The following is a 17,433-nucleotide window of genomic DNA, read 5'->3' on the forward strand; positions in this document are numbered from 1 at the left end:
AGTGATCTTTTTTTGAATAGAGGTAACGACTTAACCGAATTCTTCTGGCCGATTTATTTATATGTCAAAAACCAGATTTTAGCGACACATAAATTGCCATATTGGAATGGCATGTTCTTGTCAGGTGTGCCACTTTTACCTGACCCCCAATCGCCTATCTTTTATCTTCCCAATATCATTTTTATGGTCTTGCCCATCGGAGTTGCTTTTATCATTTCATCGATAATACATACTGCATTTGGGGGAATCGGAACATATTTGGTATGCTACAAGGGACTAAAATTTAAGCTACTACCTTCATTGTTTGGATCCTTTGCATATCTACATCTGGCTCGGTATAGCGGCTTCATAGAAGCCGGTCATTTCGGCTTAATAGCGGCCACAACATACATTCCTTACGTTTTTTTATCACTAATTATGATCTCAAGAAATCCCTCCCTCACATGGTCGGTAATTTTTGCTTCAAGTTTAGCGGGTATATTTTTCACTCACCCGACAACATTTGTATACGCAGCACTTTTTTCATTTCCGGTATTTTTCACTCTTACTAATTTAACTAGGCGAGCACATAAAACTTGGCTTTTTTATATTATCGGCGGACTTATTTCATTTGGATTTACGGCAATAACACTGTTACCTCAATTAAACTGGGTTCCTCAAACTAATAGATTTTTATTATCGGTTGATAAAGATGTATACCCCAAGTGGAATTCTATTGGCGAATATGCTCAAAGCATTTTCGCTCCGTGGCTTAATGGCATATCAGGGATTAGATCGATCGACTCGGAAAAATGGCTTTTTATTGGTATATTGCCAAGTATATTGGCGGTATATGGTTTTACGCAAATTAAAACCGCAAAGAAGAAAGTATGTATAATGCTACTTCTATTTACCTTTGCCCTATTTTCTCTAAATAACTTGTCACCATTTTACACTGCGCTTCTTAATCAAAATTGGTATGTTTTCGGCCGTGTCTCAACGCGAGTATGGTTTATGGTTTCTTTTCCGATTATTTTGCTGGCAACATATGCAATTAATGTTTTAAGCACTAAACACACCAGATTAGCTTACATTCTTGCAATGCTAGCAGTTGTTGAGATTACAACAATTTCACTAAGCCACATTACCAAACCGATACGTAACGATAGACTTATAGCAAGTAAAAACGTCTTGTCTTTTCTTGCAAACGACAAAGATAGATTTAGAGTATTTTGTACCACCAGATGTTTCTCTCAAAAGGATGTAGCCGAATACGGCTTAGAAACAATCGAAGGATACTCGACCCTGCACCAAAAAAATTATTACCAGAGTGCATGGGGAATGACCGGAGCTTATTGGAATTATTACACACTCACGCTTCCGCCAATCGGGTCATACAAATATGGGAAATTAGATCCAAATTATGAGAGTCTGGGCAATTTCAATACAAAATATATCGTATCGCCTTATGAAATAGTCCATTCCGATATCGTGTTTCTTACTGCTATTGATGGTTTTAATATTTATTCTAATAATAAATACAAACCACGTGGTTATTTTGTTGAAAACGACAAAACGCAGACAGCCGATATTAAATACTACTCTCCCAACAAAATCGTTATTAACGTCAACACCACATCAAAACATCTAATTCTCGCCGAAGTGTTTAGCCCCGGATGGATTGCTTTGGCCGACACGAAAAAAGTGCAAGTGCAAGAAACCCCCAATGCACAAAGAGCAATAGATTTACCATTAGATACTAAAATGGTTGAATTATATTATCAACCCGTCGGATATAATTTGGGAAAAACTATTACTGTTGCGACTTTGATTGGTTTATCGTTCTATGTATTAAGTGTTAACTTGAAGAAAATCAAACTACCTTAATTATGATTGCAAATTATTGCATGTTTAGTCAATGAAATTAGTAATTTACAAAAACTACAAGATTATTTTAATATTAGTACTTTCTAGTTTACTACGTTTTTCCAACTTGCCTGCAAAAATTACTTTTACCGCAGATGAAGCATATCTGTCCTACGTCGCCCAAACACTGATTAAAAACTTCCACATCATATGGATTGGTTGGAGTGCATTAGGGTTTGACGTTTACTTAGGGCCCTTATGGATATATGTCATTTATCCATTTCTATATTTATCGCACGGAAATCCCATTATTCTGGGTTATATTTCCGGTTTTCTTGGAGTACTAACAACTTTTGCAATTTATAAAATCGGCTCTAAATTTTTTAATCACCAAGTAGCCATCTTGTCATCACTAAGTTACGCACTATTGCCCTTATTAATTTATTATGATCAAAAACCTTATCCACCCGCCATACCACTTATTAGTCTTCTTGTGACATTTGCTTTACTGAAAGTAAGAAAAAGCGCCAAGTGGTGGGTCGTAATTTCATTTCTTTATGGACTGGTTTTTAATATTCACCTTTCATTGGTTTTACTTGCTTTTCCTATCCTTTACGCATTATTTACTGGAAAAAAATATCTTAACAAAAAAATATTAGTCAGTTCATTTCTGGTATTTATTGTTACCGTTTCACCGCTTATTGTTTTTGATTATTATAAGAAAGGGTACAACATACAAGCTCCCCTAAGAGCGTTTAATGCTAGTCAAAACTCTACCGAAAAAACCTCCGGTCATTACGACGAATTGTTTTCTTCCTTTGGACGAATTTGGTATTTGAATTCATTTAGTGAAGTCGCCGACGAAATAATACCAACATGCAAAGAAAATGCGCTATCGACTTACTCACGACCTCCGCTTGGCATATCTATCGTTTCGTTGGCAATTTTTATATCCTTTGCTCTTAATAAAAAAACATGGAAGGATTATTCGCGTAAAATGTTACTTTTTGTCAGTTTAACATTTATCATTCCTTTTACGTTAGTTACCGTTATTAATCCTGTTGAATATTATCTGCTGGGGTTTTTCCCGATTTTACTCATTATTACATCAGTAGTTATTTACGACCAAAGAAAAATAGTCAAGATGTTTTTATTGCTACTTATGTTTTCGTGTTTGATCTATGCACCATTCGTAACCCTAAGAGCAAATACAAATTACGGTCTTGAGGCAAAAAAAGAACTGGCTCAACAAGTTGCCCAATTAGTCGACGGCAAACCTTATTACCTGCAAGCCCGTGGCGGTTGTCAAAGCGTGGGTGGATGGCGATATCTTTTTTCCATCTATGGGCAACGACCCGCAAAAAGCTATGACGACGTAAGTTTTGGCTGGCTTTATCCTGATGAAATAACAAGTGAAAAAAGCGTTTACGAAGTATTAGTTGTTGAGAAACGGGCAAGTGATCACACTAATTTATATACTAATTACGTTAACAAGGTAACATCCGGGGGTTATGAGGCTTTGATTTATAAAATTAGTGATTAGGTGTGTAACTTTTTTGATATATACCTAGTCCAAAATACCAGAATATATGTTTGAATAAATATCGCCCATTTAACGGTTTGCAAATAGTTGCCGACTATCGCCGATTCACCGACTCTTTGTAAATATGTTACAGGTACTTCAACGAATGAAAGTTTGTTGGAAACGGTAAGTAAGGTTAATTGAGTATTAAAAAGAGGCGACTTCTCAAATCCCCACTTCCTTTTAAGAATATTTAGAGCTTTTCTAGAAAACAATTTATAAGTACAGCCCACATCCGTTAAAGCGTTGGTATTAAAAAGCACTTCAATAGTTTTTGCTTCAATTACATTGGCAAATTTACGAAACACGCCCATACCGGCACCGGAGAGTGACGAAATTAAACTCGTACGTGAACCAAGTACTACTTCAAAATCATTTGAGTAAACCAGTAGTCGCTCCAGGTCTTTTGCCAAAAAGCTTCCATCCGGTTCACACGCCACTATAAGATCACCTCTTGCCGTGTTTAATCCCTTCTGAAAGGCATATCCATATCCCTGGCGATCTTCGTATACTATTTTTACACCGGTTTTATTTACTTCTTGGTCTGTACCTTTTTGGGCATTATTGTTTACTACTATGATTTCATCAACAAATTGTGTTTTTTGAAAACTTTCGATTACTCTGCGAATCGTTTTTTTCTCGCGGTATGTGGCTAAAACTAAAGAGACTGTTTTTCCTTTATACATATTTATTTACATTTATAAAATTCATAAACCGATATTGTGAGCCCCAAGATAAAAGCCTGAAACATATAAATCATTGTTCGCTCGGCCCACACGCCAACCCCTAGAGCGAGCAATAATTCCGCAAAGGCTAAAAAAAACAACGATATCACAAAAATAACTTTGCTAGTTGCCCCAAGCATTATTACGGCAAGAATCAAACTAATCATGACAATAATATTTATCGTTAGTGGCAAAAAGGGGTGAAAATATCCGGCAGAATGAAGCAAGACAAGAAGTATTAGAATAATATTATAGGTAAATAGACCGGAAAGATGTTTATTTGCCCATGCTTTTGTTTTGACCTCTTTATGTCCCCAAAAGGTTCTTGACAGTCGTTTATTTATGTACTTTTTTAGATCTTTTAACATAATTATAAAGAGGAAATATGAGCACACATATCACAACCGTCGCCAAACTTACAAATAGTCCAAAGTAATAATATTTCTGTGTGGTATAGAATATTGTAAATTCCTGTGTAGTGCTATTCCCGGGCATATACCAAGCGTTTGCGTATCCATGGGCACTAAAGTGTAGTGGTTTTCCCAAATATGAGGCGCTAACGATATTCCAGTTCGGACTATATTTTTCCAAAAACACTAGCAAGTAATTATCATTGATATTTTCCACCTTCACCTTGTACTTCGTTGGGTTAACTTTTGTAAAAGATACCGTTGGAGTATGTATCGTGTCAGCATTTTGTTCTATTAAAAAAAGCTTATTATCATAGATACGCTTAAAGGAGATATTTTCAAAATATGTTTTACTTCTCTTCTCCCGACTATCAACTGGGATTTCTATCACCACATTCATCGTTGAACTTGCTCTGACTGGTTCAACAAAAATTTCTTTTTTATTCCAATCGGTATCTTCATCGACTTTAGTGGGTAAAACCTTATACTTCGCAGCTCCGCTTTCTTGGACTATATTAACATTCGGTGTATTACCATAGATATATTTGTATTCATATGAGAACAGATAATTGGCGTATGGATTGAATTCATCTACCGGGACAATTAGACTCTTCTCATTAATACCATCATTAAACACGATCAACACATTGTCGTTATTCAATAATTCTTCTCCTTTGATATGGAGATTTTCATTTCCCTTTAATACCAGATCTTTGCTGATCAGGTTACTGTTCTCAGGATAAACAATATCCACATTATGTTCACCCTGCGTGACCTTAATATTTTTGAGTATGTAAAATGTATCGGTTTCAACAATTTCTGTATCTTTATTTAACAGATCCGGGAAAATTACGCTTAGATCACTTCCGTTGTAACCTCTTTTTTCGATCGCTAATTCATAAATTCCCTCAGGAACATTTATTAAATACCTTTGACGATTTCCAACCGGATTACTGCCATAGGTCGTATTGTCTAACTGGAATATGTTTTTCTTGATATCTTGCGAATTATCTATCTTATTTACTTCACTGTCACCAGCGAGAGTAATTACGCGATTTGGATCAAGATATGGCAGTAACGTATCAAATACAGAATCATCAGAATTATTTGTATATAGTCCGTTTGCAGTAAGAATTTTACCAGGATAGTCAGCATTTTGGTAAAAAGTCCATTCACCGAAAACCAGTTTATCTTTTTCCGGTATTTCTTTTGAATGATATATGGATACGGCGTCATTTTTCATGAATAAAGTATCAGCATTCAAAAACGATAGAGACTTAAATACCGAGTCGTAATTCTCCTGTTTGATATTATTATAGATTCCTTGCAATATAGGCTTTAGTCCCTTACCCAGAAAAACAAAGGATGGTGCCACGGTTTCTTTGGACGAAAATAGATTAAGAACGGTTTCTGTACCCCTATATCCCCATTTAAACTGTTCCAGTTCATCCTCGGGATAAACAACGATACGAGCACTACTCTCACTATTATCAAGATATTTTTTTGTTTCCCATACATAGTCGGGGATTTTAACAAAAAAACTATCTGATTTTTGTGGACGAAATATTTTACCTGTTATAAGTGGATACTCATAAAGTAAGCCTCCAATTACAAAAATTACTACTCCCAAATATATCAAGCGCTTGCCAAGTATTATATTGAGAATTTTCTTGTCACCAAACCTTTTTAATATATTTTCAACAAGTAATCCGGAAAGCACGGCATATGCCAATATCACGTAAGGCGTAAATATATACCATGGACTTCTGAAAAACGAAAAGTACGGTATATATTTAGCCATCAAATTATATAAACTACCTGTTGGTTCATGTAATCCGGCTCCCATAAAGATACCGATTACCAACATAATTCCTGTATATACATACAAATAGTTTTTCTTATTGTTTAGTAAGATGTAGGAAATAATTACAAGCGTTGGAACAACAAAACTAAACAGAATAAAGGGGAGTTTATAAAAATAGTTTAATGCGTATGGAATATACATCGGAAAACCCGATTGATCAACGGCATACCAATCCCAAGCTCCTTGTAATCTAATAACATTCAGAAGGCTGGTGTTTTCAGATAATGCCGCAACCCAGTTTGTATATCCAATATTCTCCAGAGTTAATACTGCTCGATCCGCTAGCATAAAGTGCGAAAACGGTACAACCCAATATAAATTTGACATAATGATAACTACACTCATTAACATTGCACCTAAGAAGATATGTCTGATTTCTCGTTTTCTAAAAGGTAATATTGTTAGAAAGTAAATTATCACTCCACCCATTAATGTAATAATATATGCAGGATTTATCCCGGCACCTGAAGTAATCATGGAAAACAAAACACTATAAAAGAGTAACTTCCCATTCGATAGGGCATCAAATACATATCGATTGGCTAACCCAATAAATAGCGGTAAACCTACCATAACTGCGAGGTTAGCAACTTTAACGTTTTCCCATGTGTTGAACAAATAAATATTATATGTATAAATAAATACAAGTATTAGCTGAGCAAGTTTATTGTTTTTAAGAAAGGTTCGCGAAAGATAATAAGAACCAAAAACAATTGAAGAAAACCAAAATACAAGTGAGATTATTTGCACATGCCGTAAATTAAATCCCAAAACATGAGGTATAACTTGAATCAAATGAAAAAACCAACCGGAAGTTGACGTTGTCGCATCCGCGCCGGTTCCAATTGTGTCATTCCAAACAAAAAAGCGTCTTTCAAACCAGACCAGAGGATCAAGTGGAAAGTTGGTATCTAGTCCATTAATGATGACATCGGGTCTACCAACAAACCACAGCAATGGAGTTAGTGACATGGCAAACATTATAATTGTAAGCCAATGCTCTTTAATTATTTGTTTCATATTCTTTCTTTATTTCATCAGTAATTTCAATTAATGATTCAATATCTCCTTGCCATTTATAGGCTATAATTGCATTACTTGGAATATTATATTCTTTTATTGCATTAAATAACTTATCTTTATCTCTAAAGTATCCAAAACCTCGACCGTCATACTCTTTGTAACCCTCCTCTTTGATCTCCCAAAGAAATTTGTTTTCATAAAATTGGACAGGAAGTTTTTCCTCGCTATACCAAACCAATAAAGTCTGGCCCAATCCTGATTGAAAAGGTAATATTTTGTCGGTTTCTGGAAGTCCAAAATAAGAAGTATCGCTTTGGGTATAAAAAACTACCCTGTCAGGTAATTTGGTATGGCTGGCTTTAACTGCTAGTAATATATTTTTGCGTATTATTCCATAATCAACAAGTGTTTTAATTTGTCCAGTTAGGGCAACAATGTTTGTAATTATAACTATCGAAAGCGCGATATGTTGTGCTTTTTTATTTTTAAAAAGAGAATCCACTATCATAATAAGGAGTATAAACACTCCAACGCTTGTTAAGTATAGATTTCTCGAGTCGAGAACATTAATCTTTCCAAACCGCTCTGGGGACAAAGCATATATTAAGCTGTTTAAAATTACATAAACATAGAAGAACAATATTATATTTTTCTTTTCTTTGTCTTTGTGTCTTATGTACACAATATATATAAGGTATGAAAATATTACAAAAAAGGCTAAGGATAACCCCTCAAGAATTATTTTCTGTGCAAACAAATCAAAGGTGGTTGTCCCAATAACAGGTCGTAACGATTCGGGTATTTTCGCCGCAATGAAATAACTAATTTTTATGAAGTACTGCAGGGGAATCACTGTTTGCGTAACAGTCTTCATGGGAAACGTAAGTAAGTTGTAAGTAATATCGGTCAAGCTTTGAGTTTCTGTTATCATGGGAGTAGCTCCGACGTTGTGTATAAATAACATACCCGCTCGAAGTACAAAAAAGGATACTCCTGTTGCCAATGTTGCTATAAGTTGTTTATGTTTATTTTTGTTATTACTTAGATACAAGATTAGGGCATACAAAGCAAACATACCAATAGCGATTTCTTTGAACAATAAAGCGGCGATAAGCAACACAATCGAGTATGACCATCTGCGAAAATTTCCAGTTTTTCCATATTTTATAAAATAATAGATAGAGATCAACGTGAATGAGGTTGCTCCATGTGTATTAATATTTGCCCCAACCCACGTGGTTGCTTGATAAATTGAAGCGGAAACACCAAATAGTAATGCAACTATCGATGCATAATATTTCCGCTTTAAATTCAATAAGACTAACTTGTAAACAAGAACAACATTTACTAAGTGCCACACTAAACTTGCTCCAAACCACATTTGGTAATTTAAGTTAAATAACTTAAATATTGTTAGAAATACTATTCTTTGAAGTGGATTGTAATGATTTATTTCTAATCGAAAGTAGCTAATTACCGTCACAAGAGGATTCTTTCCGACATCTCCCAAAACATCCGCAAACGCCAACCATTCATCTTGAGCAAAAAACGATTGGAAACATCTTATGTAAGAAAGACATACTACCGCCAAACATGCAAACAAACCATATTTATCTAGATATTTACTTTTATTTTCCATATGTTTTCAGTTCAGTTTTTATATTAAATACGTATTTAATGTAATAATACACTATAGTTATCAAAGTAAAATAAACTAATAAAGGATGAATCATGTATACATAATTTCTTTTGGAAATGGTAATTCGAACACCGTCAACAAGTGGAAATATTAGTGACATACCATACAGAATAAATAAATATTTTCGAAGCCTTACATCACTGTTGGTTAGTACTTCTCGGCCGACATACCCACCCTTTCCCATGTCCGACCTAAAAATGTTGTTTTTAACGCGCGACACAATCTTTTTCACATATGTAGCCAAACTAGTGGTTGAATAATGAAGAGTTGGATCGTTTTTTGTGATTGCGACAAGTTGCTTATCTTTTATCAGTAGGTAGAAAAGTAATGCTATATATTCAGGATGTTTCGATAAATGCGGATAGTGTTTCTTCGTGTATGTTGCATCAATCATGCACCCTCCCGCCCAGAGCTCAAATACACTACTGTTAGAGGAATTTGCAAAATCAAATATAACACAATCTTTTGTTTCGTTAATTACACGATATTTATTTCTCAGCGATGTGATTAATGATTTATCGTCTTTGGATTCCTTGTAAACAAATTGCGTAAAGGGGTCACCGAAGCTATTTATGTAGTAGTTAATTTTTGAATAGTTCAAAGGTGTTTTGTACCCAGTGGTGATAACTGCACGCGTATTTTTTTGTGTCTTAATGGCTTTTAGTTTTAATTCAACACTATTTACATTTTCCAAAACTTCATCGCTGTCTATAAAAATAATGTAATCCCCGGTCGCCTTGTTGTAACCCACCTGTTTCCCATATATTAAATCAACTTTATTATTACGATATATTTTACATTTGTATTTTTTACATATAGCTAGTGTCGTATCTGTCGAACCTCCGTCAGCAATTAAAATTTCTATGACGGCACGTGTTTTTTGTTTTCTTATCGAACTAAGAGTTTTTTCGATAGTCCTAGAAGAATTCAAAGTTGGTATTACAAAGCTTACTTTATCTTTTTTCATTATTGGTTGTAAAAACTTTTAACCATTGTTATCGCGTTTTTTCGTGTTCGAGATATTGGTTGCATGGTAAATTTACTTTCGTATTCGCAATTTCCTCGGTAATTGGAAAACCACCTCTTTTATACCCTATTTCTTGATATGCGAGTGACAAATGTGGAAATGGTAGTTGATCGCAAGTTATTACCGCATGTCCACCTCTTGGAACGTCCTTGAAGATTTTATGCATATAAAATTCCCGTTTGAATTTAAATCTAGAATTTTTTCCACTTTCGATTATTGTTAAATTGCCACGTTCATCTAATATGGTTTGGAGTTTAGTGAATTTGCACTTTTTTATGTCCATGGATTCTCAATACAGTTTTCAGCAAAGTATACAATATAGTTGCTATAATTATATATATGAATAGTGATGTTTTTATCCATCCACTTTCGGATGTGAGGACAACCAACATTGGTTCAAAAACTAAAGTGTGGCAATTTTCAGTTATTCTTGAAGGGGCAGTTATCGGAAAAAACTGTAATATCAATTGTCAAACCTTCATCGAAAACGACGTCGTTATCGGCGACAATGTCACGGTAAAATGCGGTGTTTATATCTGGGATGGAATACGGTTGAAAGACAATGTCTTTATTGGCCCAAATGTCACTTTTACTAACGATAATTTTCCGAGATCGAAACAATACCCGGAAAAATATTTACCGATAATCATAGAAAAAGGTGCTTCGGTCGGTGCAAACTCCACTATTCTCGGCAATATTACAATAGGGGCAAACGCAATGATTGGAGCAGGTAGTGTGGTTACAAAAAACGTACCACAAAATCAACTTTGGATGGGAAGTCCGGCAAGATGTGTTAAAGAAATATGAATATAAATATTGTTTACAACCACCTGATTACCCTAAGAGCGAGAATAAGATCGCAGTTCTGGAAATTGTTTCTCAAAAGAATGGGAAAACATGTTGATATTATGGGGAATGTAAAAATCATGAGTCCGCAAAAAATATCAATAGGAAATAACGTGCTAGTAAATTCGGAAAGTAAATTAGGTGGGCAATGCGGTATCGAGATTGGAAATGATGTGTTGATTGGCTACAACGTAAATATCGTTTCGCAAAATCATGCGTATGACGACAGGAACATACCAATTAAAAATCAAGGATTTTACGGACGGAAAATTGTAATTAAAGACGACGTATGGATTGGTGCAAACGCCGTAATTCTTCCCGGTGTTACTCTTGGAAAAGGATCCATTGTGGGTGCCAACGCGGTTGTGACAAAAGATGTTGAACCTTTCACAATAGTGGGCGGAGTACCGGCAAAATTAATAAAACAAAGAATCTAGTTTTTTAATAAATAGTTCACGATAATTTCCGACGGTTTAATATTAGTTTTTACAGGTTTTCTTCTTCTTTTTTTATAGTCGGTAAGAAAATCATTTATGATTCCGGTGTCTCCTTTTGACAGTACTACATTTTCGTTTAACCCCTCAATTTGCTCAGTGTGTTCTCTTAACAACAAACACGGTTTCCCCATTAAGTAAGCTTCAAACTGATTTGTCGCCCCATCGGTTGCGATATATTCAGCTTTTTCCATTAATTTAATAAAGGTTGAATAATTAATCAAAGGCATTATTTTTATATTCTTATTTTCCATATCCAGCGATTTAATTATTTTTACTGTGATAGGGTGATTAAACAGCACACACACAAGTTTCTTTTCTGAATTATCTATCACAGTTTTAATTATCTTTTTCGACCAATTTTTGCGAAATATTACATGTTCTTGTCTGTGTAATATTAAAATGTAATATTTCTGTTTTGGTATAACATTTTTTTGAATAGTTTGTTTCTTATACCAATTAAACCCTTCAAGTAAAGTATTGAAATGGGTGTTTATTTTGGGTTTATGGATATTTTTGAGATTATTTGTTGCCCATGTACTCGGAGGAAACAACACATCGGCAAGTCGAATATTGATATTCCTACAAATTTCTTCGGGAAACGGTTCTTTCAAATTCTTAGACAAATCTCCACTTTCTATGTGAATAATTTTTATGTGTAATATCTTGGCGATAATTGCACCAATTGTAGTTGTAACTGGATCGCCATATATAATTAAATTGATATTTTTTCTTGCCTGCATTTTTTCTTTATGCAAGATATCAAGACCGAGAATAAAAGCTTTGACCGCCCATATTCCAAAACGGAATACTGAAGGCTTAGTGCTTTTGTTTATAAGTAAAGTCGTTTCTAATTGTCCAGTATACTTTTCAACCTCTTTTACGCGAACATTGTTTTGACCGGACAAAATAATTTTATATTTTTGATTTCTTTTCTTTAGTTCTATCAATATCGGAGCAACACGAATTAATTCAGCGGTAGTGCCAACCATAAAAACAAAAAGTGTTTTTCTTTTTGTTTGATTATTAACTTGCTTTGTCATTTTCAAGTAAGTGCAATTTTATATCTTATATATTACTGTTACAATCATTTCCTAAAAACATAATATGCGATAAATATCTATTTTCATGTCAAGTATAACTAGACTTATAAGTCTTTATAATGAGAGGAGAATTATACGAGTACGCGAAATTTTATTAAGAAACCGCATAAATCCCATATTTTTTATCTTTCACTTTAATTTTACATTACCAATTCTTGGATTATTGGACTGATGATTACATAGCTTGGAGTGAAATTATTCTGGCTTTGTAAGTATATATTTCTAAGCAAAGTTCCACCAGGCGGTATTATAAACTGAATATGACTCCCATTTTCTGAATTGTTTTCAACTATCGCCTGAGCTTCTTTGGAGTCAAATATTGAACCAAACGTATCATACTCCCAAGATACATGTATTACGTTTTTCAGTATCGTGTTATCAAGTTTAACAACTACACTCAAAGGTGCCATAGAATTTATATCATAACTTGAAAAATCGGCTTTTGTACGATTATCTACTTTGTCCCAATTGGGATCTATATTTAAACTCGTATCCCAGAGCAAACTCTCCCGCAAACGCCAGCTCGTGTTTACAACGGAGTCTGGAGTTACCATGAAAGAATAAATATTCTCAATAGGCAAATTTCTTTCCGTATAAATTGACTGTATACTCGACAAGTTCTCGGGGTAAATAATTTTATCTATCGAGACATCTAAATTGTAGGCAAACGCTGCCTCCGTAGATAGTTGTCCTACACGGGAAGCATCTCCAACGCTATATTGTAAATCTTTAAGCGATGCATCGGTAAAAATAATAATCGGTGTGTCTTCAGCTTCCACCTCTTGCCGGACAGAATTGAACATACGTCTTGCAGTTACACTGTACTTGTCAACAAATTTATATTGAGTGCTAACTGCGTAATACAAGTGTAAAAATATCAAAATAAAAGCAATAATAGTTGTTAACGTTGTAACGTGTGATTTATTTTTTGTATCGGATAAGTACAATATGGTTATAAAAAGCGGTGCAACAAACGAAAGTGCCATCATATAACGATAGTCACTTGATATGTAAAACTCCGGCTTAACCAGTATTAGACTTAAGGCAGCTCCTGCAAACATAGACAATATAATCAAGATTTGTTTCTTATTTATTGAAAAAATAAAATTAAGAACTAAAAATATAAATAGGGCTAATCCAATCAGCGTAGATTCCAACACTACAACGTCTGATATTTTATCGAAAAACAATTTCGCAGGCAAAAGATACAATATTATCGCTAATACACTGTACCTTTTAATCCTATTTGACATAAGTGAAAGTAAAATAATGTAAATAATTAGAGGTAGAAAATATGTCGACAACGACTCTAAATTATATTTTAAAATTGGGTTCGCCAAAAACTTCTGCTGGAGATCCGTCGGTACTATACTATTTGCCAAACTTGATAATACCGACGAGACAATCGTGTATTTATCGGCTTTAAATATCGCATTCCCCGTGACTTCATACGTACCGTAATCAATCACATATGAAATCGGGTGAATGAAAAGCTGCATTAAAAACATGAATAAATAAACAGACGCATTGCGTACACTCTCCTTAACTTTCACCTTGTTAGAATACAATACGATAATTGTTAGTATTGGTATTATAATTCCAGTAAACCGATGTGATGCTGACTCCAAGGTGGCAATGAAAAAAAGACAAGATAGTAAAATATCTTTTTTCTCTCGTAGTTTGTAATACCGAATTAAACTAGCAATTGATAGCAAATAAAAACTAAGTCCCAGCAGTACTCCCGCACCATCTCCGGCAAACATAAATAGCGATTGCTGTCCAGTATATCCGCTTGCAAATATAATGGTTAATAAATATATTTTATATTTCCCCAACTTTGCTATTTGGTGCAAGAGACAGAAAAGTGCATATACACAAAATGCAAAAAATAACAGAGCAATAAGATGGTAATAAAATGAATTTTTCCCAAATAGAGAATTGATTATGTACACAATGTACGTATTTATATGATATGGAAAATCTGGGACAATTTTTTCTTGTGCGAAATACAAATGAGTATAATCATCATTCCAAAAATACATCATGAGGGTCTGTCCATAAGAAATAATAATCGTACATATAATAAGAATGTTGGGAATAAATTTTTTCATTGTGAATCACTACTAAGTTCATCAATCATGTCGTTACTAATCAATTCATTGAGTGATAAACTTCTCACGCTTATATTTGAAATCTCGAAACTAATTGGGATAGAGAATTTGATGTTAAATCTATCAACAGAAGTACCTCCTGCAGGAATAACAATCTTGTACGTATGATATTTGCCATCTATAACAATCGGAAAACTACTGCTTTGTTTGTCTATATCTCCTTTATCCGTCTTCCAACTGATAGTCGCAAATGAAATTGGTTCAGCTTGTTCGTATAAAATATCCCATTCATTTTTATTACTAGCAAGTGAAAGGGGATCGTCGTAATACGTATGCGCTTGAGCAAACGAAATTGAATTAAATCGATCTTCCACCACTTCAAACTCCAATAGAGATGGTGAATCGTCTGTTTGAGTTTTGCTGATGACCATTCGTACATATCGAGCATCAGTTGCGGCAAACTTTTCCACAATCTGTTCTACATTTTTTCTCTCAGGTCCATTTACAACTGATTTTCGAACTGACCAGTTTTTCCGGTCAACTGAAGTTTCTATGCTGTAAGTCACCGGTGCAAGCGACGTTTTCCAATTCGTCCATATTACACTTCCAATTTTTTTAACTTTACCCAAATCAACAATCAATTCTTCGTGTCCTTTTTCATTCCAATAAATTCTGTGTCCTTGCCATGTAGTTGTAATATTTTTATCTACAGCATACCCAACTTCCCTAAATCTCCAATCAGACAGACTATTGCTTACTACTTCCGCATAATAATCGTTTCTAGCCTTGAGATACTCAAGTATCAAAAGCTTCTCTTTTAGGGAATATTTAATTGGTTTATAATTCGTTGGAGGTATTCCTTTGGCAGCAGAAATAGTAAGTTTTAACTCAACAGGTACCAACGGGATTGCCACCACATCACTTAATGATGTAAATACGGTGTTTTCCGACCCGTTATTGAGAAGTTCTCGCATTTTGTAAGTATTGTCTACTAGTCCATTTTTCCCGTAATAGTATGAATACAAATAGTCAATTTCCATGTCCCCATTTGCAATATATAAAACCGTTTCATTGAAGTCTGTTAAATGTCGCACGTCATATCTGTCAACATCATAATACATGGCAAGGGCAGTCGATTCCGGCATAGAACCTACCGAAAAAAAATCATAGAAGCGTTGAGGGTAAGGCGGTTCTAGAGACACGTCAAAATAAAATCCAGATCCTTTTTCAATATCAGGCACATATGTTAATAATTTAGTATAAAATTCTCTTGTAGTTTTACTGCGTGTTTCAACTAAATTAGCTTGATAAGTAAATCCGAAATAAAGGTGCATGGAAAGTATTCCTATTAAAAGACCCTTGCCTAAAAACGACTGTTTACTTTTTTTGTTTTCCCCAAGCTTAATAATAGAAACAAATATTATTGCAAACCCAATCACTACATAACTAAAGTAGCGATGTGTTGTTCCCCATATAGCACTTGGATACTGAACATAGTAACCAAATACTTGTGTCACAATTACAATAAAGGCAAAGAAAGCTACCTTGGACAGCTTTTTATTCTTGTGTATATTTTGAATACAAATTGTAAAACTAAAGACAATAAACTCAATCCCTAGAGCTCCAGAAAATATATCTGCAATTTGCCGATACCAAAGGTAGTCTAATGAATAAAGAAATAAGTTTAATATCATTCCCAAAAAAAGAATTCCAATCCCAATAATTTTCTTCTTTGTTGCCTCATGACACATCGCCAGTAGATAAAAAACGGAAAACAAACCAAACGCAAAACCAGAAACTACAAAGGCTTGGTCTGAAACTATACGGGGTAAAACGAAGGTTAACAGTTTTTCTTGGAGTGGATATGCAAAAACAGAATTACCAATATTTGCAAATAATGGCGCCAAAATTTCTACATTTCCTGCAACTAATTCATTGACTAAACTTACTAAACCCGGCCCACCGAATCCTTCATTGGTTAGATAACGAAAGTAGAATATAAACAAAAATGGAATCTGTCGAATACCATATTTTAAAAGTGATGTGACCTTTGAAATATTTACTAGAAACAGTGCATCTAAAACCACAATCGGGACAATAAGCGAGTGAGAACGAATAAATACAAACTCTGTTGCTGCCCAATAAAAAAAGACAGCGAGAAAATAATGAACTTTCTTTTTCTTTTTTGTAAACTTAACAATCTGTTCAAAAGTTAAGAACGCCAAAATAAGTCCAAAGTTAGTTTGCCATGAATTAATAACTCGAAACATAATGTCACTACCTATATAACCTGCTGCAAATATAAGTGTCGAATAGTACGCATATTTTATTTCACCATACAATTCTCGGACAAATCGATGAAAGAAATAGGTTGCGATAATATATGTGATAAAACCTATAAAAAAATATCCGAACGGGTCTTTGCCGAAAAGTGGAAAAAACGGAACAAACGGTGTAACTAAATATTTATATGCACCATGGCCAATAATACCTTCTCCGAAACTCCCCGCGGCTCCTTCCGGGTTTTGAAGTTTAAAAATAAGAGCTGAATCGTCTTGCCAAAAGTACATTTGTAAAGTCTGTCCGTATGCAATCAGTACGACAATAATTACAAGAAAGATAAACGATAATTTACCCAAGCGAATGTTTTTAATTCTTTTTTTCATAAATTATTCGACGTTTTATTCGTGGACTTATATTCTCA

Annotated in this window: 13 protein-coding genes; 4 read left to right on the top strand and 9 right to left on the bottom strand. The window is 34.3% G+C overall.

The window, feature by feature from the left end; all coding sequences use genetic code 11:
- The first annotated feature begins 12 nt into the window (after nt 1-12).
- The gene (locus IPM62_04445; GenBank protein QQS38603.1) at nt 13-1,866 is read left to right on the top strand and encodes a hypothetical protein; all 1,854 of its coding nucleotides are present in this window, start codon (nt 13-15) and stop codon (nt 1,864-1,866) included.
- 31 nt (nt 1,867-1,897) lie between these two features.
- A complete protein-coding gene (locus IPM62_04450; protein QQS38604.1) occupies nt 1,898-3,388 on the top strand; it encodes a glycosyltransferase family 39 protein in 1,491 nt (496 codons plus the stop codon).
- Here the strand turns inward: IPM62_04450 and IPM62_04455 are convergent.
- The 6 genes from IPM62_04455 to IPM62_04480 are packed head-to-tail and all read right to left on the bottom strand — an operon-like array spanning nt 3,385 to nt 10,458.
- Nucleotides 3,385-4,113, bottom strand: a complete 729-nt coding sequence (locus IPM62_04455) for a glycosyltransferase family 2 protein (GenBank protein QQS38605.1) — start codon at nt 4,111-4,113, stop codon at nt 3,385-3,387. The genes IPM62_04450 and IPM62_04455 overlap by 4 nt on opposite strands.
- Before the next feature lie 2 nt (nt 4,114-4,115).
- Nucleotides 4,116-4,520 carry a hypothetical protein gene (locus tag IPM62_04460; GenBank protein QQS38606.1) on the bottom strand — a complete coding sequence of 135 codons (405 nt, stop codon included), beginning with the start codon at nt 4,518-4,520 and terminating at the stop codon, nt 4,116-4,118.
- Nucleotides 4,489-7,446, bottom strand: coding sequence for a DUF3367 domain-containing protein (locus IPM62_04465; protein ID QQS38607.1), 2,958 nt, complete (start codon nt 7,444-7,446; stop codon nt 4,489-4,491). The genes IPM62_04460 and IPM62_04465 overlap by 32 nt, the downstream gene beginning before the upstream one ends.
- Nucleotides 7,430-9,088, bottom strand: a complete 1,659-nt coding sequence (locus IPM62_04470) for a hypothetical protein (protein ID QQS38608.1) — start codon at nt 9,086-9,088, stop codon at nt 7,430-7,432. The genes IPM62_04465 and IPM62_04470 overlap by 17 nt, the downstream gene beginning before the upstream one ends.
- Nucleotides 9,078-10,115 (bottom strand): glycosyltransferase family 2 protein, encoded by a 1,038-nt coding sequence (locus tag IPM62_04475; GenBank protein ID QQS38609.1) that lies wholly within the window; start codon nt 10,113-10,115, stop codon nt 9,078-9,080. The genes IPM62_04470 and IPM62_04475 overlap by 11 nt, the downstream gene beginning before the upstream one ends.
- Before the next feature lie 28 nt (nt 10,116-10,143).
- The gene (locus tag IPM62_04480) at nt 10,144-10,458 is read right to left on the bottom strand and encodes a WxcM-like domain-containing protein (GenBank protein ID QQS38610.1); all 315 of its coding nucleotides are present in this window, start codon (nt 10,456-10,458) and stop codon (nt 10,144-10,146) included.
- A gap of 56 nt (nt 10,459-10,514) precedes the next feature.
- Here IPM62_04480 and IPM62_04485 point away from each other — a divergent pair, with 56 nt between their 5' ends.
- Nucleotides 10,515-10,982 carry an N-acetyltransferase gene (locus tag IPM62_04485; protein QQS38611.1) on the top strand — a complete coding sequence of 156 codons (468 nt, stop codon included), beginning with the start codon at nt 10,515-10,517 and terminating at the stop codon, nt 10,980-10,982.
- Nucleotides 10,979-11,458 (top strand): acyltransferase, encoded by a 480-nt coding sequence (locus IPM62_04490; protein ID QQS38612.1) that lies wholly within the window; start codon nt 10,979-10,981, stop codon nt 11,456-11,458. The genes IPM62_04485 and IPM62_04490 overlap by 4 nt, the downstream gene beginning before the upstream one ends.
- Here IPM62_04490 and IPM62_04495 read toward each other — a convergent pair.
- The 3 genes from IPM62_04495 to IPM62_04505 form a co-directional block, all read right to left on the bottom strand.
- Nucleotides 11,455-12,558, bottom strand: a complete 1,104-nt coding sequence (locus IPM62_04495; GenBank protein QQS38613.1) for a UDP-N-acetylglucosamine 2-epimerase — start codon at nt 12,556-12,558, stop codon at nt 11,455-11,457. The genes IPM62_04490 and IPM62_04495 overlap by 4 nt on opposite strands.
- A 200-nt stretch (nt 12,559-12,758) precedes the next feature.
- Nucleotides 12,759-14,729, bottom strand: a complete 1,971-nt coding sequence (locus IPM62_04500; protein QQS38614.1) for a hypothetical protein — start codon at nt 14,727-14,729, stop codon at nt 12,759-12,761.
- On the bottom strand, nt 14,726-17,395 hold the full coding sequence (locus tag IPM62_04505; protein QQS38615.1) for a discoidin domain-containing protein: 2,670 nt from the start codon (nt 17,393-17,395) through the stop codon (nt 14,726-14,728). The genes IPM62_04500 and IPM62_04505 overlap by 4 nt, the downstream gene beginning before the upstream one ends.
- Between the last annotated feature and the right edge of the window lie 38 nt (nt 17,396-17,433).

Source organism: Candidatus Woesebacteria bacterium, assembly GCA_016700095.1.
Taxonomy (GTDB): domain Bacteria; phylum Patescibacteriota; class Microgenomatia; order UBA8517; family UBA8517.

Excerpts from the sequence above, each read along its gene's own strand:
- IPM62_04490 (QQS38612.1), top strand. The coding sequence starts at position 10,979 with ATGAATATAAATATTGTTTACAACCACCTGATTACCCTAAGAGCGAGA.
- IPM62_04470 (QQS38608.1), bottom strand. The coding sequence starts at position 9,088 with ATGGAAAATAAAAGTAAATATCTAGATAAATATGGTTTGTTTGCATGT.
- IPM62_04485 (QQS38611.1), top strand. The coding sequence starts at position 10,515 with ATGAATAGTGATGTTTTTATCCATCCACTTTCGGATGTGAGGACAACC.
- IPM62_04505 (QQS38615.1), bottom strand. The coding sequence starts at position 17,395 with ATGAAAAAAAGAATTAAAAACATTCGCTTGGGTAAATTATCGTTTATC.
- IPM62_04500 (QQS38614.1), bottom strand. The coding sequence starts at position 14,729 with ATGAAAAAATTTATTCCCAACATTCTTATTATATGTACGATTATTATT.
- IPM62_04460 (QQS38606.1), bottom strand. The coding sequence starts at position 4,520 with ATGTTAAAAGATCTAAAAAAGTACATAAATAAACGACTGTCAAGAACC.
- IPM62_04495 (QQS38613.1), bottom strand. The coding sequence starts at position 12,558 with ATGACAAAGCAAGTTAATAATCAAACAAAAAGAAAAACACTTTTTGTT.
- IPM62_04450 (QQS38604.1), top strand. The coding sequence starts at position 1,898 with ATGAAATTAGTAATTTACAAAAACTACAAGATTATTTTAATATTAGTA.
- IPM62_04465 (QQS38607.1), bottom strand. The coding sequence starts at position 7,446 with ATGAAACAAATAATTAAAGAGCATTGGCTTACAATTATAATGTTTGCC.
- IPM62_04475 (QQS38609.1), bottom strand. The coding sequence starts at position 10,115 with ATGAAAAAAGATAAAGTAAGCTTTGTAATACCAACTTTGAATTCTTCT.
- IPM62_04480 (QQS38610.1), bottom strand. The coding sequence starts at position 10,458 with ATGGACATAAAAAAGTGCAAATTCACTAAACTCCAAACCATATTAGAT.
- IPM62_04455 (QQS38605.1), bottom strand. The coding sequence starts at position 4,113 with ATGTATAAAGGAAAAACAGTCTCTTTAGTTTTAGCCACATACCGCGAG.